The 24,300-nt window shown below is 37.7% G+C and carries 19 protein-coding genes; 17 read left to right on the forward strand and 2 right to left on the reverse strand.

Features of this window, described 5'->3' with window-relative positions:
* Positions 1 to 7: 7 nt before the first annotated feature.
* The 16 genes from rplJ to JOE44_RS20175 all read left to right on the forward strand — a co-directional run bounded on the left by rplJ (position 8) and on the right by JOE44_RS20175 (position 21,709).
* Positions 8 to 604: a 50S ribosomal protein L10 gene (gene rplJ / locus JOE44_RS20100; RefSeq protein ID WP_105681608.1), complete on the forward strand. Its 597-nt coding sequence runs from the start codon at positions 8 to 10 to the stop codon at positions 602 to 604.
* A 46-nt stretch (positions 605 to 650) separates the two neighbouring features.
* Positions 651 to 1,019, forward strand: a complete 369-nt coding sequence (gene rplL / locus JOE44_RS20105) for a 50S ribosomal protein L7/L12 (RefSeq protein WP_076781873.1) — start codon at positions 651 to 653, stop codon at positions 1,017 to 1,019.
* A gap of 904 nt (positions 1,020 to 1,923) precedes the next feature.
* The gene (locus JOE44_RS20110) at positions 1,924 to 3,060 is read left to right on the forward strand and encodes a hypothetical protein (protein ID WP_209786949.1); all 1,137 of its coding nucleotides are present in this window, start codon (positions 1,924 to 1,926) and stop codon (positions 3,058 to 3,060) included.
* A 31-nt stretch (positions 3,061 to 3,091) separates the two neighbouring features.
* A complete protein-coding gene (locus JOE44_RS20115; RefSeq protein ID WP_209786950.1) occupies positions 3,092 to 5,689 on the forward strand; it encodes a T9SS type A sorting domain-containing protein in 2,598 nt (865 codons plus the stop codon).
* A gap of 440 nt (positions 5,690 to 6,129) precedes the next feature.
* The gene (gene rpoB / locus JOE44_RS20120; RefSeq protein WP_105681604.1) at positions 6,130 to 9,951 is read left to right on the forward strand and encodes a DNA-directed RNA polymerase subunit beta; all 3,822 of its coding nucleotides are present in this window, start codon (positions 6,130 to 6,132) and stop codon (positions 9,949 to 9,951) included.
* Between the two features lie 122 nt (positions 9,952 to 10,073).
* Positions 10,074 to 14,339, forward strand: coding sequence for a DNA-directed RNA polymerase subunit beta' (rpoC, locus tag JOE44_RS20125; RefSeq protein ID WP_105681603.1), 4,266 nt, complete (start codon positions 10,074 to 10,076; stop codon positions 14,337 to 14,339).
* A gap of 87 nt (positions 14,340 to 14,426) precedes the next feature.
* A complete protein-coding gene (locus JOE44_RS20130) occupies positions 14,427 to 14,732 on the forward strand; it encodes a DUF3467 domain-containing protein (RefSeq protein WP_002976436.1) in 306 nt (101 codons plus the stop codon).
* Positions 14,733 to 14,913: 181 nt separating this feature from the next.
* Complete coding sequence (locus tag JOE44_RS20135; RefSeq protein ID WP_209786951.1) at positions 14,914 to 15,564, forward strand: Crp/Fnr family transcriptional regulator; 651 nt, start codon at positions 14,914 to 14,916, stop codon at positions 15,562 to 15,564.
* Between the two features lie 125 nt (positions 15,565 to 15,689).
* Positions 15,690 to 16,532, forward strand: coding sequence for a DUF5777 family beta-barrel protein (locus tag JOE44_RS20140; RefSeq protein WP_209786952.1), 843 nt, complete (start codon positions 15,690 to 15,692; stop codon positions 16,530 to 16,532).
* A 1-nt stretch (position 16,533) separates the two neighbouring features.
* Positions 16,534 to 16,881, forward strand: a complete 348-nt coding sequence (locus tag JOE44_RS20145; protein WP_245169822.1) for a hypothetical protein — start codon at positions 16,534 to 16,536, stop codon at positions 16,879 to 16,881.
* Between the two features lie 11 nt (positions 16,882 to 16,892).
* The gene (locus JOE44_RS20150) at positions 16,893 to 17,438 is read left to right on the forward strand and encodes a YceI family protein (RefSeq protein ID WP_209786954.1); all 546 of its coding nucleotides are present in this window, start codon (positions 16,893 to 16,895) and stop codon (positions 17,436 to 17,438) included.
* Positions 17,435 to 17,959 (forward strand): ankyrin repeat domain-containing protein, encoded by a 525-nt coding sequence (locus tag JOE44_RS20155; RefSeq protein ID WP_209786955.1) that lies wholly within the window; start codon positions 17,435 to 17,437, stop codon positions 17,957 to 17,959. The genes JOE44_RS20150 and JOE44_RS20155 overlap by 4 nt, the downstream gene beginning before the upstream one ends.
* A gap of 1 nt (position 17,960) precedes the next feature.
* Entirely contained in the window at positions 17,961 to 18,707 is a 747-nt protein-coding gene (locus JOE44_RS20160; RefSeq protein WP_209786956.1) for a T9SS type A sorting domain-containing protein, read from the forward strand.
* 132 nt (positions 18,708 to 18,839) lie between these two features.
* Entirely contained in the window at positions 18,840 to 19,445 is a 606-nt protein-coding gene (locus JOE44_RS20165) for a GrpB family protein (RefSeq protein ID WP_209786957.1), read from the forward strand.
* A 24-nt stretch (positions 19,446 to 19,469) separates the two neighbouring features.
* Positions 19,470 to 20,315 (forward strand): GNAT family N-acetyltransferase, encoded by an 846-nt coding sequence (locus JOE44_RS20170; RefSeq protein WP_209786958.1) that lies wholly within the window; start codon positions 19,470 to 19,472, stop codon positions 20,313 to 20,315.
* Between the two features lie 110 nt (positions 20,316 to 20,425).
* Positions 20,426 to 21,709 carry an ectonucleotide pyrophosphatase/phosphodiesterase gene (locus tag JOE44_RS20175; RefSeq protein WP_209786959.1) on the forward strand — a complete coding sequence of 428 codons (1,284 nt, stop codon included), beginning with the start codon at positions 20,426 to 20,428 and terminating at the stop codon, positions 21,707 to 21,709.
* 92 nt (positions 21,710 to 21,801) lie between these two features.
* Here JOE44_RS20175 and JOE44_RS20180 read toward each other — a convergent pair whose 3' ends face one another.
* Positions 21,802 to 22,680, reverse strand: a complete 879-nt coding sequence (locus JOE44_RS20180; protein WP_209786960.1) for an NAD(P)H-binding protein — start codon at positions 22,678 to 22,680, stop codon at positions 21,802 to 21,804.
* Positions 22,681 to 22,762: 82 nt separating this feature from the next.
* Here JOE44_RS20180 and JOE44_RS20185 point away from each other — a divergent pair, with 82 nt between their 5' ends.
* On the forward strand, positions 22,763 to 23,191 hold the full coding sequence (locus JOE44_RS20185; protein WP_209786961.1) for a helix-turn-helix domain-containing protein: 429 nt from the start codon (positions 22,763 to 22,765) through the stop codon (positions 23,189 to 23,191).
* Between the two features lie 52 nt (positions 23,192 to 23,243).
* On the opposite strand, the gene JOE44_RS20190 is transcribed toward JOE44_RS20185, so the two are convergent.
* Positions 23,244 to 24,296, reverse strand: a complete 1,053-nt coding sequence (locus tag JOE44_RS20190; protein WP_209786962.1) for an NAD(P)-dependent alcohol dehydrogenase — start codon at positions 24,294 to 24,296, stop codon at positions 23,244 to 23,246.
* Positions 24,297 to 24,300 lie beyond the last annotated feature (4 nt).

Consider the following 24,300-nt stretch of genomic DNA (forward strand, 5'->3'; position numbering starts at 1 on the left):
TAAGACAATGACAAAAGACCAAAAAGTTGTAGCAATACAAGAGATCAAAGACTTGCTTCAGGATGCAAAAGTAGTATACGTAGCAGATCTAAATGGTTTGAACGCTGCTAAATCTTCAGATTTCAGAAGACAGGCTTTCAAGCAAAATATCAAAGTGAAAGTGGTAAAAAATACACTTTTACAAAAAGCAATGGAGCAAATTGAAGGAGTAGACTACTCTGAAATGTTTGAAACTTTCAAAGGTAACTCTGCTTTAATGATTGCTGAGACAGCTAACGCTCCTGCGAAATTAATCAAAGATTTTAGAAAGAAAGACGAGAAGCCGGCTTTGAAGTCTGCTTTTGTTCAAGAAACTTTCTATGTTGGTGACAACAACCTTGATACTCTAGTAAGCATCAAGTCTAGAGAAGAAATGATCGGTGAAATCATCGGATTACTTCAGTCTCCAATCCAAAGAGTTGTTTCTGCTCTTCAAAACAAATCTGAAACTGTAGAAGCTCAAGCTGAAGAAGCTGCTGCTCCTGTGGTAGAAGAAACTCCTGCTGCTGAAGCTCCAGAAGCTCCTGCTGCAGAAAGCACTGACGAAACGCCAGCTGCTGAATAATTACTCTCAAAAAATTAAATAAATAATCAACAAAAACATTACAACAATGTCAGATTTAAAAAATTTAGCTGAAACGCTAGTAAACCTAACTGTAAAAGACGTAAACGAATTAGCTGCTATCCTTAAGGATGAGTACGGAATTGAGCCAGCTGCTGCTGCTGTAGTTGTTGCTGCAGGTGGTGCAGGTGAAGCTGCTGAAGAAAAGACTGAATTCGACGTAATTCTTAAGTCTGCAGGTGCTTCTAAATTAGCTATCGTTAAATTAGTAAAAGATTTAACTGGTGCTGGTCTTAAAGAAGCTAAAGATATCGTAGATGGTGCTCCTGCTCCAATCAAGCAAGGTGTTTCTAAAGACGAAGCTGAAGCTCTTAAGAAGCAATTAGAAGAAGCTGGTGCTGAAGTAGAATTGAAATAATTTCAATTTTATTATAAATATAGAAGCCCGGGCATTTGCCCGGGCTTTTTTTGTATGTAAGTCTTTGTAAATTCATGTCTTATTTCATAATTGTATTTTAATATTGTTAGCTCTTGTTTGTATATATATTATTATGATTGATTATTTTTTAAAAAATTAACATAATATTTTACGTTAATTTAGTGATTTATTTATTTTGTGTGAATTTTTATTAATAAAACATTGTTTTGGTTGAAAAAATATTATATTTGTATCGAAAAAAACACAACATAATTGGATAGAAATTACTTTCTTTCCTACGGCCATAAGATTACTCTTTTGTTGCTTTTGGCGGCTGTAGGAAAAATAAACGCTAAGTTTATATCTGTTAAGATGATAAAACCTGAGTTATCATACCGTACAGATATTAATACCTACCTGCAGCCCTGCTTAGCTGATGTTTCAATTCATTTGTGTGCTGAAACAGAAAATCAATTGGCAGCTACCGGTAAATTGCCTGTCTATCAAAAGGAAGCTTATGTATTCTATGACAAAGATTTCCAATATAATCTTTGTTTCTTTAAAAACACCCATCTTCATATATCTTTCCCCGGCAACATAAAACTTATAACCATATCAAATACATGGAGTCATTCATACCGGAACTATAAAGAGAATATTTTTCTGGCATTTAAAGAAGTTAAAAAGTTCTACAGTAATTCCATTAAACTTGTAGACGGTTTTAAGTTTATCATAAAAATTCCTGATAAACCAATCCATTCCCTTATCTGATACTATTTCTTACAATTTTTAACGCTTTCTTACAGTACAATCTGTCATTTCATTTAGTATTTAAATGAGAACGCCCGAAAATTGCCCTTTCAAAAAAACACATACACATAAAAAACAGCAAACATCATTACAAATGAAAAACAAATTATTAACCATCGCTCTTTTATCAGTTGGCTTGTCCACATTCGCTCAGGTAGGGATTAATACCAATCAAGCTCAGGCAACCTTTGATATCGTAGGATCACCTTCCAATATCAGTAAGTTTGACGGCGTTATTGCTCCAAGGCTTACAGGGGTACAATTAAAAGCTAAAAATTATACGACAGCTCAAACAGGAGCCATAGTATATGTTTCATCAGCCGAAACAGCACCTACAGGACAAACTGTAGATGTCGTTTCTCCAGGTTACTATTATTTTGACGGTGCCAAATGGAATAGCTTAAGCGGAAGCTGGCGAACAGTAGGAAATACCGGAACAACAGCAGCAACTGCTGCCTTAGGAAGAGACATTGGGAGTGGAAATTACTTAGGGACAAATGACGGTCAGAACTTAGTCCTGGCTACCCAGAAAAATGTAAAAGGAATTCTGGATATAAACGGAACTCTACAGGGAGGTAATTCTAATTCTGCCACAGGCCCTTATGCCTCAGTTACTTGGGGCTCAAATAATACCCTTACAAACAGTACCTCTTCAAATGTGGCACTGGGAAAAGATAATGTAGTCTCTGCACAGGGTAATTTTCCGGCTGTAGCCATTGGATTAAGCAATACAGCAAATAATGGTGCTAAAGTAATAGGGAATAATAACAGTGCAACAGGAGCCAATAATTTAGTCTTTGGAAACCTGAATACTGTAACGGGATTGACGGGGCTGACTGTTGGGAATAATCATACAAATAATGGCGGAATTGCCATTGGGAGCGGAAACACAACATCAACAAACAATGTAGCTGTTGGTTCTGCCAATACAGCAAGCGGTACAGAAGCTTTTGCGATAGGATTTTCAGGACAGGCAGCTGCGGGACAAATGGTTTATGCCAACAAAGTACACGTTTTCTTCAATAAAGGAAATGGAACAGATACCATACTAGGAATCAATATGACTCCTACTGCAGCAACTTCTACAGGTGCTGCGATTCAGATGAAGGGAATTGCTTCCAGTGCTAATGCTACGTGTACTACGGCTGAAGAAGGCGCAATCCGTTATAATACAACGGCTAAAGTACATGAAGGCTGTAATGGTAGCAATTGGAAAGCCCTTTACAATTAATAAAAAAACACAAACCTTAAAAAAATAAAAAATGACCAGAAAATTATTCGAAAAGCTAGCTGCGATGCTCATGACATTGATGATGTCGGCAGTACTGTTTGCGCAGCAGGGCTATGAACCAATCCGAGGAATGGGTGTAGAGGCAAAGCCTGTCAACAATTCAGGGATTTGTCTTGCGTGCTATAACGGAAGTATGAATCCTGTAGTAGATGCCAGTCTTGATAACAGTGTAAGTATGGGAAATTTCGCTTCTCTGTTAAGTGGAAACGGAATATCTGTAAAAAATAAAAATACAACATATCCTGCGGGATATATTACCGGATTCAATGTAGACCTGGGAACAAGTTTTATTACGGTGGATCTTTTGAGCTCTTTGAGGATCAGTACCTATAAAAATGGAGTTCTTCAGGAAACAACCACCAGCAGTACTCTTTTATCAGTTCCTGCATTTGGAGGAAGTAAGAATAGGATATTCCTGCACTTCAAGACTTCAAAAGAATTTGATGAAGTGAGGTTATACCAAACCAATGTTCTTTCTGTATTCAGCGCAATGAATGTATATTATGCATTTGCATTTGACCCTGCAAAAGTGCCAACGGATAATAATGGTATTTGCGATGACATTATTGCCGGAAGTGGTGTTGATGGAAATGTATCCGGAAGCAGCAGTTTCCTGGCTCCGCTTTCTTATGTTCAGAATAAAGAAAGAATTGGAGATGGAAATAAAAACTCTTATGGATCAATCGTATTGCCGATAGGGTTGCTAGGATCTTATTCAGTGGGAGTTCTCGATAAAAATCAGGTATATCCTGCAGGGAACAGAACCGGTTTTGTAATAGAGCCTGATGATCAGGGAAAACTCCTAAGTGCTGAGTTTTTAAAAAATATTACCATAGAAACGTATCTTTTCGGTCAGCTTCAGGATTCAAAACAACTGTCTGACGGAGGAGGCCTGATTAATATTAAAGTGTTGGGGTATGGTTCAGGAAAACAGAAAGTTACATTAACCAGTACTAAACCTTTCAATGAAGTAAGATTGAAAATTACCCAAACACTAGGGTTTAATTTAGGAGCGATGAAAGTATATTATGCTTTTGAAGAACCTGTTTCCTGTGATTGTGATGATAAAATCCAGACAAGCGGTTCTGCTGTACCTGGGAATTTGATTACAGGTGCTGCATGGACATCAGGTCCGGGATTCCTTGGCCTTATTTTAGCTAAAATGACCAATCCGGAAGCGATTGTAGATAATAATCCATCCAATTATGCAACAGCTACTGTTCCGGCAGCGTCTATATTCAGTCTTTTCTCTGCATTTGCAACAGTAAGCAGTAATTCAATACTTCCTGTCAACACAATGGCTGGATTTACGGTAGAAAAAGCAGGAAATCTTCTTGGAGTAAGTGTTCTGGAAAATATCACCGTGACATTGTATAACGGAAATACTTTGACTGATACCTTTACAAGTTCGGGAAGCCTTATCAGCGGGAACTTCTTCACTACCAACTCAAAAAAATTCTATGTTGGAGGAAAGGCTACAAAACCTTTCAACCGTATCAAGATTACGTTCAATAGCGGAACAGCGATTCGTATTCCTCAAAATTATTATATCTACAATGCTTTTGCGAGCAGAGATGATGATAATGATGGTGTTCCGAACTGCTTTGATCAGTGCCAGGGAGGAGATGACAGCATAGATAATAACGGAAACGGAATTCCTGATTGTGCAGAAGGCTGTACGGCGGTAAATGACAAATCTCCTGCACTGGATACAGATGGAGATGGTATTGTAGATGCCTGTGATTTGGATTCTGATAATGACGGAATTCCGGATGCGGTAGAGGATTTTGATAACAATGGTAAGTTTCAGGATGATGATAACGAAGGAGATATCCTTTTGACACCAGTATTAGGAGATTCTGTTCCTAATTATCTTGATCTGGATTCCGATAATGATGGTATCTTAGATTTATTTGAATCTGGAATTCCAACATCTGTAATCAATCAGATCGATGCAGATCGAAACGGCGTTATTGATGCGAATGTTCCGGTAGGTAAAAACGGAATTGCTGATATTCTGGAAACGTCACCTGATTCAGGCGTACTGAAATATCCAATCAAAAATACAGATGGTGATGATAAACCGGACTTCCTGGATATTACGTCCAATGGTTCAGATCCGGACCTTTATCAGATCGGAAAAGCAAACCTTGATACGTTAGGAGGAGGATTTATCTCTACGATCAACGACAAAGATAAAGACGGAATTCAGGCTGTGGTAGATACAGATCTTGTGAAAAGAGGATCTCCGGGCTCACCACTTTCACCTTATGCTTCGTTGCTGAAAAATGCGTCCAACACCGCTGCTAAGATCACTACTGCTGAAATCACTGAAGCTGCCAATGATGTGAAAGTATATCCAAACCCTGTAAAAGCAGGAGAAACCCTTAGCATTACATCAGTGGAAGAAGGAACGTATACTTTATTCTCAGCACAGGGTCAGGTTGTTAAGACAGGTAAATTCAATGCCGGTACTGGTATTGATACCTATTCACTTCCAACAGGGCTGTATATGATAAAAATAGAAACTAAATCGAAAATAAAATCTTATAAGGTTATTGTGAAATAATCATAAGATTAGCTTGTGTTGTGGAGGGACTGCTCATTTTGGGCAGTCTCTCTTATTTTAAGAGTCTCAAAATGAGAGGATTTATTTGTTATTGTGGATAACTTTTTGTATCTTTGCCCCTCTTTTGGCGCGAAAAATTGTTTGTAAATTTATAAAATACTGAAAATCAAATCTTTCATTGTGTAAAACATGAAGGGGATTTCGTGTGTATAGATATTGCGGTAATATAGCCTCAAAAGTAATAAAAATATTTTGCATTACGCTGTGAAAAGATATACCAGTGTTGCAGTTAGAAAGAGCCAAGTACAGCGTTAAAAGAGTTCTAAGGTCCTTCGTGAGCGCCAAAAACACTTTTACCTTTTGCTTTTACCTTGTTTCTTGTTCTTTTCTGATATTTTTTAATGAATCAAAATATTTTTTAACCCTTTCTTAAAAGTTTTATGAGTAAAACAAAATCAACAACTCAAGGAAATCCGAGAATTAATTTCTCATCAGCGAAAGGAAAAATTATCACTCCAGACTTTTTGGATATCCAAATTGAGTCTTTCAGAGAATTTTTCCAGCTTGATACACTTCCTGAAGCCAGAAAGACAGAAGCTCTTTACAAGACTTTCCAAGAGAATTTCCCAATTACGGATTCAAGAAACCAATTCGTATTAGAATTCTTAGACTATCTGGTAGATTCTCCACGTTATTCAATTGATGAGTGTGTGGAAAGAGGACTTACTTATTCAGTTCCTCTAAAAGCTAGACTTAAATTGTATTGTACTGACCCGGAACACGAAGATTTCCAAACTGTGGTTCAGGATGTATATTTAGGTCCGGTTCCTTATATGACGCCAAGTGGGTCTTTCATCATCAATGGTGCTGAAAGAGTTATCGTTACGCAGCTTCACCGTTCACCTGGTGTATTCTTCGGACAGACTTACCACGCGAACGGGACCAAACTTTACTATTCAAGAATTATCCCTTTCAAAGGATCTTGGATGGAATTTACAACAGATATCAACAGCGTAATGTACGCGTATATCGACCGTAAGAAAAAATTACCATTAACAACTTTATTAAGAGCTATCGGATACGAATCTGATAAAGATATCCTTCAAATCTTCGACCTTGCTGAAGAAGTGAAAGTTTCTAAAGCTGCCCTTAAAAAAGTGGAAGGGAGAACATTGGCTGCGAGAGTATTGAACACTTGGTTCGAAGATTTCGTAGACGAAGATACAGGTGAAGTAGTTTCTATCGAAAGAAACGAGATCATCTTGGATAGAGAAACAATCCTTGAAAAAGAACACTTAGATCTTATCCTGGATGCTGGAGTGAAATCTATCTTGATTCACAAAGAAAACAGCAACGAATTCTCAATCATTCAGAATACATTACAAAAAGACCCTACTAACTCTGAAAAAGAAGCGGTAGAGTATATTTATCGTCAGTTAAGAAACGCAGATCCACCAGATGAGGAAACGGCAAGAGGAATCATTGAAAAATTATTCTTCTCTGAGCAGAGATACTCTTTAGGTGAAGTAGGACGTTACAGACTAAACAAAAAGTTAAGTCTAAACATCCCAACTACAACTGAAGTTCTTACAAAGGAAGATATCATTGCAATCGTAAGACACTTAATTGAGTTAGTAAACTCAAAAACGGATGTGGATGATATTGACCACTTATCAAACAGAAGAATTAAAACTGTTGGTGAGCAATTGGCAGGACAATTCGGTGTAGGTCTTTCAAGAATTGCAAGAACAATCAAGGAAAGAATGAACGTTAGAGATAATGAAATCTTTACTCCGCTTGATCTTGTAAATGCTAAGACATTAACATCTGTAATCAACTCATTCTTCGGTACCAACCAGCTATCTCAGTTCATGGACCAAACCAACCCTCTATCAGAGATCACTCACAAGAGAAGATTATCTGCACTAGGGCCTGGTGGTTTATCAAGAGAAAGAGCAGGTTTCGAGGTTCGTGACGTTCACCATACTCACTACGGAAGAATTTGTCCGATTGAAACTCCGGAAGGACCAAACATCGGTTTGATTTCATCTCTAGGGATCTATGCAAAAATCAACAACCTAGGTTTCATTGAAACTCCGTATAGAAAAGTAGACGGTGGTAAGATTGATCTTAACGCTGATCCTATCTATCTAAATGCAGAAGACGAAGAAGACAAGGTAATTGCTCAGGCAAACGTTGAATTGAGCGATAACGGTGATTTCTTAACAGACAGAATTATTGCAAGATTAGATGGTGACTACCCGGTAGTTGAACCAGCTCAGGTGAACCTTATCGATGTAGCACCAAACCAGATTTCTGGTATTTCTGCTTCATTAATTCCATTCTTGGAACATGATGATGCGAACCGTGCATTGATGGGATCTAACATGATGCGTCAGGCCGTTCCTCTATTGAAGCCACAGGCTCCAATCGTGGGTACAGGGCTTGAGCAACAAGTTGCAAGAGATTCAAGAATCTTAATTAATGCTGAAGGTACAGGTACTGTAGAGTATGTAGATGCTGACAAGATTACCATCAAATACGAAAGAAGCGAAGACGAAGATTTAGTACAATTTGAGTCTGCTACTAAAACATACAAACTGACTAAGTTCAGAAAAACTAACCAGAGTACAACCATTACCCTAAGACCAAACGTAAGAGTAGGTGATGTAGTGGAGAAAGGACAGGTACTTTGCGACGGTTATGCTACTGAAAAAGGAGAATTAGCTCTTGGTAGAAACTTAGTGGTAGCGTTCATGCCTTGGAAAGGATACAACTTTGAGGATGCAATCGTAATCAACGAAAAAGTTGTACGTGAAGACTGGTTTACTTCAATCCACGTAGATGAGTACTCTCTTGAAGTTCGTGATACCAAACTAGGTATGGAAGAGCTTACAGCAGATATTCCAAACGTATCTGAAGAAGCTACTAAAGATCTTGACGAGAACGGTATGATCAGAATCGGTGCTGAAGTGAAGCCTGGAGATATCATGATTGGTAAAATTACTCCAAAAGGTGAATCTGACCCTACTCCTGAAGAAAAACTTCTTAGAGCAATCTTCGGTGATAAAGCTGGTGATGTGAAGGATGCTTCATTGAAAGCTGACTCTTCATTAAGAGGAGTTGTTATCAACAAGAAATTGTTCTCTAGAAACATTAAAGACAAAAAGAAAAGAACTGAAGAAAAACTTAGACTTGAAGAAATTGAAAACACTTACAAGGCTAAATTTGACGAGTTGAGAAATACTTTAATTGAAAAATTAAATACACTGGTAAGCGGTAAAACTTCTCAAGGGGTACAAAATGACCTTGACGAAGAAATCATCGGTAAAGGTGTGAAATTTACTCACAAGTTATTAACTTCAGTTGAAGATTATGTAAATGTTAGCGGTGCAGACTGGACAGTTGACGCTGACAAGAATGAATTGATCAAACAATTAATTCACAATTACAAAATCAAATATAACGACATCCAGGGAGTTAAAAACCGTGAGAAATTTGCAATTTCAATCGGAGATGAGCTTCCGGCAGGGATCATGAAGTTGGCTAAAGTTTACATCGCTAAGAAACGTAAACTGAATGTAGGAGATAAGATGGCAGGACGTCACGGTAACAAAGGTATCGTTTCAAGAATCGTTCGTGAAGAAGATATGCCATTCCTGGAAGATGGAACACCAGTAGATATCGTATTGAATCCACTAGGGGTACCTTCTCGTATGAACATCGGTCAGATCTACGAAACCGTTCTTGGATGGGCTGGTAGAAAATTAGGATTGAAGTTCGCTACGCCAATCTTCGATGGAGCAAGTCTTGATCAGATTACTGAATATACTGAGAAAGCAGGTCTTCCTAAATTCGGTCACACTCACCTTTATGATGGTGGTACCGGAGAAAGATTTACTCAGGCTGCGACAGTAGGTATCATTTACATGTTGAAACTAGGACACATGGTAGATGATAAGATGCACGCACGTTCTATTGGTCCTTACTCATTGATTACTCAGCAGCCGTTAGGAGGTAAAGCTCAGTTCGGAGGTCAGAGATTCGGAGAGATGGAGGTTTGGGCACTTGAAGCATTCGGTGCATCTAACATCCTGAGAGAGATCCTTACTGTGAAGTCGGATGACGTGATTGGTAGAGCAAAAACTTATGAAGCCATTGCGAAAGGTGAATCTATGCCTGAACCAGGTATTCCAGAATCATTCAACGTATTACTTCACGAGTTACAAGGTCTTGGATTAGACGTAAGATTGGAGGAGTAAGATATCAGATGTCAGACACAAGATGTCAGACTATGGCACTCTAAAAATTTTATAATCCTTGAATTTGGAATGATGATTTCGTCTGAAATCTGAAATCTGAAATCTAAAATCTAAAAAAAATTATGTCAAATAAAAATAAATCAAGTAGATTTAATAAAATAACCATCGGTTTAGCTTCACCAGAGTCTATTTTGCAAGACTCAAGAGGAGAGGTTCTAAAGCCGGAAACTATTAACTACAGAACTCACAAGCCTGAAAGAGACGGGCTATTCTGTGAGAAAATCTTTGGTCCTGTAAAGGATTACGAATGTGCTTGTGGTAAATACAAGAGAATTCGTTACAAAGGGATTGTGTGTGACCGTTGTGGAGTAGAAGTTACTGAGAAAAAAGTAAGAAGAGAGAGAATCGGGCACATCAACCTTGTAGTTCCAATTGCACACATCTGGTATTTCCGTTCATTACCAAACAAAATCGGATACCTTTTAGGAATTCCTTCTAAGAAATTAGACATGATCATCTACTACGAAAGATATGTAGTGATTCAGCAGGGTATTGCTAAAAAATTAGACGGTTCTGATTTTGAAAATATGGAATTCCTTACAGAAGAAGAGTACCTTGATATCATGGAAACTCTTCCTGTAGAAAACCAGTATCTTGATGATTCTGATCCAAACAAATTCATCGCCAGAATGGGTGCTGAAGCTGTTGAAGATCTATTAAAAAGAATTGATCTTGATGCATTGTCTTTCGACTTGAGACACAAAGCTCACAACGAAGGTTCAAAACAAAGAAGAACTGAAGCGCTGAAAAGATTGAACGTTGTAGAAGCATTAAGAGGTGCTAATACAAGAATGATCAACAGACCAGAGTGGATGATCATGCGTGTACTTCCTGTTATCCCACCAGAATTAAGACCATTAGTTCCATTGGATGGAGGACGTTTCGCAACTTCTGACTTGAATGACCTTTATAGAAGAGTTATTATCAGAAATAACCGTTTGAAAAGATTATTGGAGATCAAAGCTCCTGAAGTAATCTTGAGAAACGAGAAGCGTATGCTTCAGGAATCAGTAGATTCATTATTCGATAACACAAGAAAATCTTCTGCAGTAAAATCTGAATCAAACAGACCATTGAAATCACTTTCTGATTCATTGAAAGGTAAGCAAGGTCGTTTCCGTCAGAACCTACTAGGGAAAAGGGTTGACTACTCTGCGCGTTCGGTAATTGTTGTAGGTCCAAACTTACAGCTTCACGAATGTGGTATTCCTAAAGATATGGCAGCTGAACTTTACAAACCATTCATCATTAGAAAACTAATTGAAAGAGGTATTGTAAAAACAGTAAAATCTGCAAAGAGAATTATCGACAGAAAAGAACCAGTAGTTTATGATATCCTTGAAAACGTGATGAAAGGTCACCCTGTTCTATTGAACAGAGCACCTACTCTTCACAGATTGGGTATTCAGGCTTTCCAACCTAAGATGATCGAAGGTAAAGCAATCCAGCTACACCCGTTAGTAACTACGGCCTTCAATGCCGATTTCGATGGTGACCAGATGGCAGTACACTTGCCGTTAGGACCAGAAGCGATCCTTGAAGCTCAGTTATTGATGTTAGGTTCTCAAAACATCTTGAACCCTGCAAACGGTTCTCCAATTACAGTACCATCTCAGGACATGGTTCTTGGTCTTTATTTCATGACTAAAGAATTAAGCTCTACTGAGACGATGAAAGTAAAAGGAGAAGGTCTTGCATTCTATTCTCCTGAAGAAGCGGAAATCGCTTATGCTGAAGGTAGAGTATCTTTAAATGCTAAAGTAAGATGTAGACTGCCTATCAAAGAAGATGGTGAAATCGTTACAAGATTGATCGAAACTTCTGTAGGTAGAATCCTATTCAACCAGATTGTACCTAAGCAGGTAGGATATATCAATGAACTTCTTACGAAGAAATCATTGAGAAACGTTATCGGTAAGATTCTTGCTGATACAGATTTCCCTACAACTGTGAAGTTCCTGGATGCAATGAAAGACTTAGGGTATTCAAATGCATTCAAAGGAGGTCTTTCTTTCTCACTAGGGGATATTGTAGTTCCTGTTGAGAAAAAGCAGATGATTGCTACTTCTATTGAAACTGTAGACGAAATTAGAGCTAACTATAACATGGGTCTAATTACAGATACAGAACGTTATAACCAGGTAATCGACGTTTGGACAAATACCAACGCTGGATTAACTGAAATGATCATGAGCAGAATGAAAGTTGACCAAGGTGGATTTAACTCTGTATACATGATGCTTGACTCTGGAGCGAGGGGTTCTAAAGAACAGATCCGTCAGTTATCAGGGATGAGAGGTTTGATGGCAAAACCGCAGAAAGCCGGATCTACCGGAGCGGAGATCATCGAAAACCCGATCCTTGCAAACTTTAAGGAAGGTCTTTCGATTCTAGAGTACTTTATCTCTACCCACGGTGCTCGTAAGGGTCTTGCGGATACCGCTCTTAAGACAGCCGATGCTGGTTACTTAACGAGAAGATTGGTAGACGTTGCACAGGATGTTATCGTTACAGAAGATGACTGTGGAACGCTGAGAGGTACAGAAGTTACTGCACTTAAGAAAAATGACGAGATCGTTGAAAGAATCTCTGAAAGAATCTTAGGTAGAGTATCCCTTCATAATATCTATGATCCGGAATCTGACGAGCTTATTGCGAGTGCAGATCAGGTAATCATCGAAGAATTAGCTAAGAGAATTGAAGAAGCAGGATTAGAAGCTGTTGAAGTTCGTTCACCATTAACTTGTGAAGCTAAGAAAGGTATCTGTGCAAAATGTTATGGTAGAAACCTGGCAACAGGTAAAGTAATTCACATGGGTGAAGCGGTAGGTGTAATTGCAGCACAGTCAATTGGGGAACCAGGTACTCAGCTTACGTTGAGAACTTTCCACCAAGGGGGTACTGCCGGAAACGTATCAGAAAACCCATCTATTGTTGCAAGAAGAGATGGTATCGTTGAAATGGACGAAGTAAGAACAATTACTTCTGAAGATGAAAACGGTAATACAGCTGAGGTTGTAGTTTCTCGTTCAACAGAATTCAGATTAGTTGCTGATAATGAGTCAAGAACTCCATTAATGGTAGCTAACGTACCTTACGGATCTATATTATCTGTGAAACCAGGTGATAAAGTGAAGAAAGGAGATACAATCTGTAGATGGGATCCATATAACGCGGTTATCATTGCTGAAACTTCAGGTAAGGTAGAATACGAGGATATCATCCAGGGTATTTCATTCCAGCTTGAAATTGACGAACAAACAGGATTTGAAGAGAAAGTAATCTCTGAATCTAGAAATAAGAAAGCCGTACCTACCTTGAAAGTGGTAGACTCTAAAGGTATTGAGCAAAAAGCTTACAACTTACCGGTAGGAGCCCACTTAATGGTTAACGATGGTGAAAAAATTAAGGCGGGTAAAGTCTTAATCAAGATCCCAAGAAAATCTGCAAAAGCAGGGGATATCACCGGAGGTCTTCCGAGAGTTACCGAATTATTCGAAGCAAGAAACCCTTCAAACCCAGCGGTTGTTACTGAAATCGACGGGGTAGTTTCTTACGGAAAAATCAAGAGAGGTAACCGTGAACTTATTGTTGAGGCTAAAACTGGAGAAAGAAAAATCTATTTGGTAAAACTTTCTAACCAGATTCTTGTTCAGGAGAATGACTTCGTAAGAGCAGGTTCTCCACTTTCTGACGGTTCTATTACACCAGAAGATATCTTAAGAATTAAAGGTCCAACTGCCGTTCAGGAATACTTAGTAAACGAAATTCAGGAAGTTTACCGTCTACAGGGGGTAAAAATCGACGACAAGCACTTCGAAATTATCGTAAGACAGATGATGACGAAAGTATCTATCGTTGATGGAGGTGATACTCAGTTCCTTGAAGGAGCTCTTGAGCACAAGTATGATTTCTTGGAAGAAAACAACAGAGTATTCGGTCTTAAAGTAGTTGTAGATGCTGGTGATTCTAAAGAATTCAGCCCAGGTCAGATGATTAACGCAAGAGAATTAAGAGACGAAAACTCTAAATTAAGACGTGAAGATCAAAACTTGGTAGAAGTAAGAGAAGCTCTTCCTGCTACAGCAACACCTGTATTACAAGGTATTACCAGAGCAGCCCTTCAGACTAAGTCATTCATGTCTGCAGCATCGTTCCAGGAAACCACTAAGGTTCTTAACGAAGCAGCAGTTGCTGGTAAGGTAGATAATCTTGGAGGTCTTAAAGAAAATGTAATTGTAGGACACAGAATCCCTGCAGGTACAGGTCTTAAAGAGTACCAGAACGTTATTGTTGGTTCTAAGAAAGAATTCGAAGACCTTAACTAAAATTAATGATTTGAAATTTGGGATTTGAAATTATTTTTATATTTTCACAATCTCAAATTTCGAATTTTAAAAACATAATTTATAACAATGGACAACAATCAAAATCCACAAGACGGAAACATCAACATCGAATTAAACGAAATGGTAGCTGCTGGTATCTATGCTAACCTAGCTTTAGTAAACCACTCTCCATCTGAATTTGTAGTAGACTTTATTCAGTTGATGCCAGGTGTTCAGCAAGCTAAAGTAAGATCAAGAGTAATTCTTGCTCCACTTCACGCTAAAAGAGTATTAAACGCTCTTCAACAGAACATCGCTAACTACGAGCAGCAGTTCGGAGAAATCAAAGAAGTTGAGCCTTTCGTATTAGGAGGAAACAACGTTCAAGCGTAAGATTTCTTTTACAATAATATAAAGAATGCCCTGGTTTTCCAGGGCATTTTTTTATTCTACACCCTAAGTAAAGGAGATTAAAATCTTTTTAATTGTTAATTTTCTTTAATAAGGTAAAAATATATAGTAACGATATAGCAATTTTATATCTTTGTTTAAGAAAAAGCAGAAAATATAAGATATGATTGATAACTCGTTCGCTGTAAGTAAATTTGGCTTTCTGGGCACTGATTTTTTATCCGAGCTCGAAAAGCATGCTGTTGCCATTGATATAAAAGCAAAAACTGAAATTATAAGAGAAGGACAGAAGAATAAGTTTGTCCCTTTCTTAATAAAAGGATCTATCAAGGTTTTTACCCTTAATGATGGAAGAGAACTCATCTACTATTATATTAAACCTAAAGATAGTTGCCTTATGACCTTTTCTTCTATTTTGACGGATTATATCAGCAGAGTATATGCCGTAGCAGAAGAAGACTCAAAAGCTATTCTCATCCCTGTTTCTATAATGCATGAATGGCTGATTAAATTTCCGGAAATCAATAAACTGTTTTATCATGAATATGACCGCAGATTTTCAGAAGTTATGAATATGGTAAATGATGCCGTTTTTCACAGGCTTGACAAGAGAGTGCTGAATTATATTAAACAACAGATTTCAACCACAGGAAGCAACCCTATTAAGATCACCCATCGCGAAATTGCCAACAGTTTGGGAACTTCAAGAGAAGTTGTGAGCAGAGTTTTGAAAAAAATTGAAAGCGAAGGTGAAATCGCTCAGACCAAAGAAGGAATAAAAGTTCCTGTAAATGAAAATGTTAGGATGATCTAATTTTATTTGTTTGAATTGTTTATTCCTATCATTGATAAAAACAATTTGAGTGGTGACTTTTATCACCTATTTTTGAATTGAGAACTCGATAAGTTTGTTATATCATAATTTAATTCAAATTGTATATGACAAAAACTCTCTTATTTTTGTCGGTATTTTCTTCAGGTCTTGTCTTTGCACAGGAAGATCTGTTGAAAGATATTGACACGGTGAAAACCAACACAGAAACCTCACAACCCGCCTTCAAAGCTCTTCAGATTGTTACAGGGCAATCTACAAAACTGGCTGCCAAAAAAGAATGGTACATTATTGTTGCCCACAGATTTGGAGACATAAGCGCAGGATTTAAAGACTTTTTTGGCCTGGATCATGCTTCCACCAAATTAGGTGTTATCTATGGCATCTCGGATGCAGTATCTGTAAGCCTTTCCAGAGAAACGAATATGAAAACGTTTGAAGGAGCAGTGAAATACAGACTGATAAAACAAAGTGAAAACTTTCCGGTGGATATTGTGGGGTACAATGTAATGGGTGCCAATACTGAACTGGATAAAGATACGTATCCACACCTGAAGTTCAATGACAGGCTTTCTTATCTTACACAGGCATTAATCTCGAGAAGGTTCAGTGATAAGCTTTCCGTACAGCTTACCCCTTCCTTCGTTCACAAAAATCTTTACGAACCTACTATTGAAAACAAAAACCAGTTTCTGGCAGGTTTGGGAGGACGCTACAAAATCTCAAAAAGAGTTTCTCTGAATGCAGAGTACTTTGTGAATTTTGACGATCACAGTTTTTATAAAAATCCTTTATCATTAGGGGTGGATATAGAAACAGGAGGACACGTGTTCCAGCTTTTACTAACAAACTCCCAGATAAATTCAGATATCGGATATCTTACCAATGCCACAGGAGCATGGGGAAAGGGACATATTTTCTTTGGGTTTAATCTTTATAGAGTTTTTTAATATGAAAAAGCTAACATCCTTATTGATATTGTCATCAGCAATCATACTGATGGCTTGTGACAGCAGAACTTATGAAGAGATTTCTGACAACACACCAATCACTGCTCCGGTAAAATATACAGCAGATGTAAAACCCATTGTGGATAACAGCTGCATAGGCTGTCATTCTGCAGGAAGCTTTAAACCCTTAGTTACTTATGATCAGGTCAAAAATAATATAGACGGAATTCTGGACCGTATCCAAAGACCTAACGGTGATCCCGGAAAAATGCCACAGGGAGGATCTTTGTCTGCTACCCAGATCAATATTTTCATCAAGTGGAAAGCTGACGGATTAAATGAAAATTAAAAAAAATTGATATGAAAAAATTAGCATTATTAAGCGTATTACTCTTTTCTGCAGGGTATGCTTCAGCACAAAAATACAGTTCTAAAACAGGAAAAGTGACTTTTGAAGCTTCGGTTCCTTTGTTTGATGATATTTTTGCCCAGGATGACAATAATATTGTGATTCTGAACGCAGATAACGGCGAAATGGCATCCGTTTCTACCGTTAAAAACTTTCATTTTAAAACCAAATTAATGGAAGAGCATTTCAATGAAAGCTATGCAGAATCTGCAAAATATCCGAAAACAACTTTCAAAGGGAAAATAGTCAACTTTGATAAAACAAAACTTACGGCAAGTCCTCAGAAATATACCGTTCAGGGAACGTTAAACTTTCACGGTGTAGACAAAGCGGTTGCTTCAGCAGCCACTCTATATGCAAAAGACGGAAAAATCTATATGCAGGGTGGATTTATGGCCAGACCTGCTGATTATAAAGTTACGATTCCTAAAATGGTGACTAAGAAAGTGGCCGAAAATGTCAATATTGAATACAACTACGTAATGGTGAAACAATGAGACCGCTAATCTTACTATTTGGACTATTCCTGAGTTCATTGATCTCTGCCCAGGAAAAGGCAAAATCAATATTTGATATTGCCAGAAGCGGAACCGTAACTGAAGTTCAGGAGTTGATGAAACAAAATCCGGATATCATTAATCAAACTAATGAGAACGGATTTTCACCCCTTATTTTAGCATGTTACAGAGGAAATACAGGCGTTGCAGATTTTCTGATTGATAACGTAAAAGATGTCAACTACAAAAGCCGTGAAGGAACAGCACTTGCCGGTCTTGCTATTAAATACAACAAAGATCTGGTAGAACACCTGTTAAAGAAAAAAGCGGATCCCAATATTGCGGATGCTACGGGATACACTCCTTTATTCTGGGCTGTAAAATCCGGAAATAAAGAACTGATAGAACAGCTGCTTAGATATAAAGCAGATAAAACAAAAAAAGATTCAATGGGAATGACTCCTTTTGAATATGCATTGCAAACCAACAACAAAGAAATTATTAACCTTTTTAAAAATTGATATGAAAAAAACTTTACTAGTACTTAGTTTAGCTCTTGCTAATTTTGCATGGGCACAGTTTTCGTCAGGCGTTGTAAATCTACCCAGTACAGCTATGACGGTGAAATTAGATACGACTCCAACCGGAGTAACTATTACGGTAACAGGTGACAGCAACTCTATGTTGGGAATAGGTTTTGGAACTGTAGGAATGGCTCCAGGATCAGACGGGTTTATTTATAATACATCGGCGAACAGAGATTATACATTTATTGGGATGACAACACCTAATGCAGATGCTTCTCAGGACTGGACGGAAACTTCCAATACCATTTCCGGAAGTACAAGAACTGTAGTGGCAACAAGATCCCTTTCAGGTGGGGCAGGAGATTTTGCTATTGCCAATGCTGCCGGAACAATCAATATCTTTTATTCCCGTAAAAGTACCGGAACTTCTTTAGGATATCATGATGCAGGAAGAGGATATGCTTCTTTAACCATGACAGCAGCGAGTTTATCTACTAACGAAATTACTTCCAATAGCAAGAAGGTAAATCTTTACCCGAATCCTGCGAAATCAACGGTAAACTTCAAAAACTTTGATAAAATTAGAAGTGTTGATATCTATGAAGCAACCGGAAGAAAGATAAAATCAGTACAACCGGAGGGTGAAAGTATCAATATTGAAGACCTTAAATCAGGAAGTTATTATCTTGAAATTCAGCTTAAAGATGGAACCACATCTTACGAAAAACTGATTAAAGAATAATTTTTAGAAAAAGCACACCTAAATATTTAGCAATGATACCTCTGATTTTTCAGAGGTGTCATTTTTTGTTAAGTATTAATTCTAGGGAGTTTGCTGAGAAAATTTTTATATTTGTGTAATATCTGGATACCTATGAAAGTTACTTTTGAAAAATATAATCCTTTCTGGAAAAAACAGTTTGAAACCATCAAAAAAGAACTCGAGAACTGTATCGGTTTTTTGAATCCGGAAATTGAACATATTGGCAGCACATCTGTGGAAGGTTTATCTGCAAAACCAATTATTGATATTATGATTGGGGTAAAGGATGAAAAAGAACTTGATAAAGTTCCTCCTTTACTGGAAGGAAAAGATTATGTCTATTACGAAAAGTATAATCAAGATATGCCATATCGCCGTTTCTTTATTAAACTTACAGATAATGCCCATGCATTAGGATTTCCTGATGTAATTTATTCAAAGGATGAAATTCCTGAGAGAATTCACAATCATCATCTCCGTATTGCTCATATTCACGTTATTCCAACTTCTTCAGAACACTGGCTTCGCCATTTGGCTTTCAGGGATTATCTTCGTACTCATCCGGAGGTAAAGGAAGAATATCAAAAACTGAAAGAGGAATTGAGTAAAAAAGAATGGTTTGACGGGAATGATTATAATCAGGAAAAAGACCCATTTATAAAAAGAGAAGAACGTAACGCCATTCAATGGTATTTGAATCAACAGAGCAAAGCGTAATTACTATATAAATTTTAAATATTTATGGAATTTAAAACCTTAACCAATATTACAATTGATGAGCTTTTATCAGTATTCAACCATTCATTTTCTGATTATGTAGTCCCATTTCATTTAACCAAAGACGTGCTTGTTGCTAAAATAGCTGCCGAAAAATTGGATATGAATCTTTCTGCCGGATCATTTGAAAATGGAAAATTGGTAGGCTTTATTCTTCAGGCTGAAAAAATGGAAAATGGGGAGAAGATTATTTACAATGGCGGAACAGGAGTCGTTCCGGAAAACAGAGGGAAAGGGCTGGTGAGAAAAATGTATGATTTTATTATTCCCATTTTAAAAGAAAGAAATGCCAATACATTACTGCTTGAAGTGATTGAAGGAAATCAGCCTGCAATCAGAGCCTATGAAAACTTAGGATTCAGCATTGTCAGAAGGCTGCTTTGCTTTAATGGAAACATCAAGCCTGGAGAAGAAAATGCCGGAATATTGATAAAAGATCTCAAAGACTTTCAATGGGATGTGTTATGTTCTTTTTGGGATATTGAACCTTCCTGGCAGGGATCTGTATTCGTATTAGAGCCAATACCGGAAAACTATATCACTTTAGGAGCTTATGATGGAGATCAGCTGGCTGGATATATCGTTTATGGTCCTGCTGCAAAAAAAATATATCAGTTTGCCGTAGATAAGAAGTATAGAAACCGTGGAATTGGGACAATGCTTTTTAATGCTATTAGAGAAAAAAATAACGGACAGACAATAGCCTTGAATAATGTAGATGACTCCTCAGAAAACACCAGTAAATTCCTTAGCGAAAAAATAGGTCTTAATAACTGGCTTTCACAATTTGAAATGAAACGTCCAATTTAAATGAGTATAATTTTGACTCAGAAAAAATAAGAAGGTTTTAATATACTTTTAATCTCTTAAACTTTTCAGGGAGAAGTATAGGATGTAACTTTGCCGAAAATTTTTAAATAATGAAGCGAGGAATCCATTTTTTACTGCTGCTAATTTCCTTTACAGCTTTTGCACAACAGGTCAATATTGATACAGCCCAGGTTGTTATACCGGGAAGACAAAACAGTACGGAAGCCCAGGCAAAACCTTACGTAATTATGATCTCTACGGATGGTTTCCGTTATGACTATGCCCAAAAATACAAGGCTGAAAATCTTTTGAAGCTGGCTAATGGAGGTGTAAAGGCTGAAGCAATGATTCCAAGCTATCCCAGTATTACTTTCCCCAATCACTGGAGTTTAATCACCGGACTTTATCCTTCTCACCATGGCCTGATTGATAACTTTTTCTACGATTACAAGAGAAAGGAAGGCTATGCAATGAGCAACAAAAAAAATGCTGAGGACGGAAGCTGGTATGGAGGAACTCCGCTTTGGGGACTTGCTGAAAAACAGGGAATGATCTCTGCTTCTTTAATGTGGGTAGGATCTGCCAGCGATGCAGGAGGAATAAGACCTACTTACTATTATCCGTATCACGAGAAATTTACTCCTTCTGAAAAAGTAGGAAAAGTTGTAAACTGGCTGAAATTACCGGAAGATAAAAGACCTCACTTTATTTCATTATATTTTCCGGAAGTGGATGGAAGCGGGCATCATTATGGCCCGGATACCAAAGAAACGGAAAATGCTGTTCATCTGATAGATCAGGCCATTGGTGATCTTGTTCAGAAAGTAAATGATTTAGGATTAAAAAATGTCAACTTTATTTTTGTTTCAGACCACGGAATGATCAAAGTAGATGGAGGTACACCTTTGGAAATTCCGGCTGTTCTTTTGGATAAAAACAGGTTTGATATTTACAATTCCCAGACTTTACTGAGAGTTTACGTTAAAAATCCGGAAGAGGTAAAAGCGGTTTATAAAGAACTGAAAGCTAACAAAACAGATGATTACGAAGTATATCTGGATAAAAAACTGCCTAGATATCTGCACTTTGCCACAAGAGATGATCAGTACCACAGAATAGGGCAGATTCTTCTGATTCCAAAAGCTCCAAAAATCTTCCTGGAAAAAGGAAAGAAAACATCTGTTGGAAAGCACGGTTACAATTCTAAAGTAGTTCCGGAAATGAAAGCTACTTTCTTTGCATGGGGACCGGAATTTAAAAATAATCTGGTGATCGACGAATTTGCCAATATCAATGTTTATCCTTTGGTTGCTGAGGTTTTAGGATTAAAAATAGATCAGCCCATTGACGGAAAATTGAAAGTTTTAAAAGAAACCCTGAAGGATAAAAAATAATCTTAAACTTAAGATATCATATTAAAAAATAGAATCGGCGCACCAAAGGTGCGCCGATTCTATTTTTATCAATCTTGAAAAGACAAAAGAAATTAGAATTTAGAAGAAAACTCCTTCGCAAAATCTTCTAGCTTGATGTTTCCTGTTACGGGAGAACCATGATCAATAAAATCTTTTTGTACCACACCAGTTCTTATTCCCCGTCCCATTTCAACATACAGTTTGGCCATATCTTCAGGTAAACCTGCCTGAAGCATTCCGTTTAAAGACTCTTCATCAGAGAATTCTACCCATGGAAGTTCAGGCTTATTAACAGAAGTTCCCAGAACCTTCGCAAAATCAGAAGCTTTTCTTACATCACTTACAATATATCTGATTGTATTGGTATTTCCGTCTTTTACCAGTTCTTCAGCGGCTGCTTTGGCAATATCATTGGGATGTACCACAGGCACTTCAATACCTGCAGGATAATTCCCTCCAATAATTCCTGCATTTTGAATTAAAGGAATATCATTGAAAAAATTATTATAAAAATATCCGGCTCTTAAAAAAGTAAAAGAGGTATTTTCCACTTCATTATATAATTTTTCAATATTATGAAGACCTGCTATAGGGCCATTTTCTACCGGCGATTCTGCTCCTACACTGCTTAGCATTACAGCTTTTTTTACATTGGCATTTTTTAAAGCTTCAGCATAATTTTTTCCTGCATTGGTCGTGTTTTCTACAATCTTATCCGGGCTTATTGCAGGAGGCGTCATGACAAAAACAGCATCAGCTCCATCAAATGTTTGCGTTAAAAAATTGACGTCTGTAATAGATCCTATAGCTGGCGTTGCTCCCAGAGATTCAATATCCTGTTTTCTGGCATCGCTGCTGCTTACTACTGTAATATTGTGTCCTTCGGCAATTAATTGTTGTGCTAATGGTTTAGCTACGTTTCCCAGTGATCCTGTGATTATAATTTTCATATGTAAATATTTTTTTATTTCTGAGAACAAAGTTATATTTGTACTTACTTTTATACAAGTACTTACCCTAAAGTATGTAGATATGACAGCGATCAAAGAAAGTTCAACCATTCAGGAGAATAAAAAAACAGTGCAGGATTGTCCTGTAATGTATGTTATGGAAAGAATTGGCGGGTTCTGGAAACCAATCATCCTGTTTAATCTTTCCACAGGAGAAAAAAGATACAGTGAATTAAAGAAAGCAATTCCTGCCGTAACGGAAAAAATGCTCATCCAGCATCTAAAACAGCTTGAAGCTGACGGGTTAATTATCAGGACAGCAAAACCTGTAGTACCGCCTCATGTAACTTATACACTGAGTGAAGCGGGTAATGAACTGGCTCCCGTTATTGATGCCATGGCAGCATGGGCTTTTCAGGACATGGAAAGAAATGATAACCAATGTGCCGAAGGAAACAGATATATAACGAATCAGGATCAGAATGCTTTTAGCCAAAATCTGAAAAAATAAAACAGGCTCTTCGATCTGAAGAGCCTGTTTCCGTTACTATTCTATAGAAGAATTATAAAGACTGCATATCAATCACGAAACGGTATCTCACATCACTTTTCAACATTCTTTCATATGCCTCGTTGATGTCCTGCATTTTGATCATTTCAATTTCTGAAACGATATTGTGCTCCCCACAGAAATCCAGTAATTCCTGAGTTTCAGCAATACCACCGATCACTGAACCTGCTACAGATTTTCTTCCCATAATCATAGGAACCGTATTAAGGATAGGTTCTAAACCTCCAAGATATCCCACAAGAACATGCGTTCCGTTGATATTTAAAGTGGCTACATACGGATTTACATCATGTACATAAGGAACCGTATCAATGATCACATCGAATTTTCCTTTTACAGAATCCATTTGTGCGTCATCAGTAGAAATAATAACATGATCAGCTCCCAGTTGTTTAGCATCATCGGTTTTTCCCGGAGTTCTGGAGAATAAAGTAACTTCAGCTCCCAGTCCTTTTGCTAATTTAATAGCCATGTGGCCCAGACCTCCCAAACCTACAACAGCTACTTTAGAACCAGGACCTACATTCCAGTGTTTCAAAGGCGACCATGTCGTGATACCTGCACAAAGGAGAGGTGCTACACCAGCAAGGTCAAGATTTTCAGGTACTTTTAAAACGTGGTGGGAATCAACAACTACTTTTTGAGAATATCCGCCAAAAGTATGACCTCCCAAATGCTTGTCTTTTCCATTGTATGTTCCTGTGAAACCATTTAAGCAATATTGTTCAAGATCATGCTGGCAGCTGTCACAATGCCCGCACGAATCTACGATACATCCCACTCCTGCAAGATCACCCACTTTAAATTTGGAAACCTCGCTTCCTACTTTTGTGATTCTTCCCACGATTTCATGTCCCGGAACTACAGGGTACAAAGATCCGCCCCAGTCGTTTCTTGCTGTATGAAGGTCAGAGTGGCATACCCCGCAGTATAGAATTTCAATCTCTACATCCTTTGAGGTTACTTCTCTTCTTTCAATATTCATTTCTTTCAGATCTGCTGTGGTAGACTCTGCACCATAAGCTTTTACTGTGATTGTACTCATTTTA

This window comes from Chryseobacterium sp. PvR013 (assembly GCF_017833095.1).
In the GTDB taxonomy this organism is placed as follows: Bacteria; Bacteroidota; Bacteroidia; order Flavobacteriales; family Weeksellaceae; genus Chryseobacterium; species Chryseobacterium culicis_A.

Bases quoted from the DNA above. Each gene is read 5' to 3' on its own strand.
- rplJ (WP_105681608.1), top strand. From the start codon at position 8: ATGACAAAAGACCAAAAAGTTGTAGCAATACAAGAGATCAAAGACTTG.
- rplL (WP_076781873.1), top strand. From the start codon at position 651: ATGTCAGATTTAAAAAATTTAGCTGAAACGCTAGTAAACCTAACTGTA.
- JOE44_RS20110 (WP_209786949.1), top strand. From the start codon at position 1,924: ATGAAAAACAAATTATTAACCATCGCTCTTTTATCAGTTGGCTTGTCC.
- JOE44_RS20115 (WP_209786950.1), top strand. From the start codon at position 3,092: ATGACCAGAAAATTATTCGAAAAGCTAGCTGCGATGCTCATGACATTG.
- rpoB (WP_105681604.1), top strand. From the start codon at position 6,130: ATGAGTAAAACAAAATCAACAACTCAAGGAAATCCGAGAATTAATTTC.
- rpoC (WP_105681603.1), top strand. From the start codon at position 10,074: ATGTCAAATAAAAATAAATCAAGTAGATTTAATAAAATAACCATCGGT.
- JOE44_RS20130 (WP_002976436.1), top strand. From the start codon at position 14,427: ATGGACAACAATCAAAATCCACAAGACGGAAACATCAACATCGAATTA.
- JOE44_RS20135 (WP_209786951.1), top strand. From the start codon at position 14,914: ATGATTGATAACTCGTTCGCTGTAAGTAAATTTGGCTTTCTGGGCACT.
- JOE44_RS20140 (WP_209786952.1), top strand. From the start codon at position 15,690: ATGACAAAAACTCTCTTATTTTTGTCGGTATTTTCTTCAGGTCTTGTC.
- JOE44_RS20145 (WP_245169822.1), top strand. From the start codon at position 16,534: ATGAAAAAGCTAACATCCTTATTGATATTGTCATCAGCAATCATACTG.
- JOE44_RS20150 (WP_209786954.1), top strand. From the start codon at position 16,893: ATGAAAAAATTAGCATTATTAAGCGTATTACTCTTTTCTGCAGGGTAT.
- JOE44_RS20155 (WP_209786955.1), top strand. From the start codon at position 17,435: ATGAGACCGCTAATCTTACTATTTGGACTATTCCTGAGTTCATTGATC.
- JOE44_RS20160 (WP_209786956.1), top strand. From the start codon at position 17,961: ATGAAAAAAACTTTACTAGTACTTAGTTTAGCTCTTGCTAATTTTGCA.
- JOE44_RS20165 (WP_209786957.1), top strand. From the start codon at position 18,840: ATGAAAGTTACTTTTGAAAAATATAATCCTTTCTGGAAAAAACAGTTT.
- JOE44_RS20170 (WP_209786958.1), top strand. From the start codon at position 19,470: ATGGAATTTAAAACCTTAACCAATATTACAATTGATGAGCTTTTATCA.
- JOE44_RS20175 (WP_209786959.1), top strand. From the start codon at position 20,426: ATGAAGCGAGGAATCCATTTTTTACTGCTGCTAATTTCCTTTACAGCT.
- JOE44_RS20180 (WP_209786960.1), bottom strand. From the start codon at position 22,680: ATGAAAATTATAATCACAGGATCACTGGGAAACGTAGCTAAACCATTA.
- JOE44_RS20185 (WP_209786961.1), top strand. From the start codon at position 22,763: ATGACAGCGATCAAAGAAAGTTCAACCATTCAGGAGAATAAAAAAACA.
- JOE44_RS20190 (WP_209786962.1), bottom strand. From the start codon at position 24,296: ATGAGTACAATCACAGTAAAAGCTTATGGTGCAGAGTCTACCACAGCA.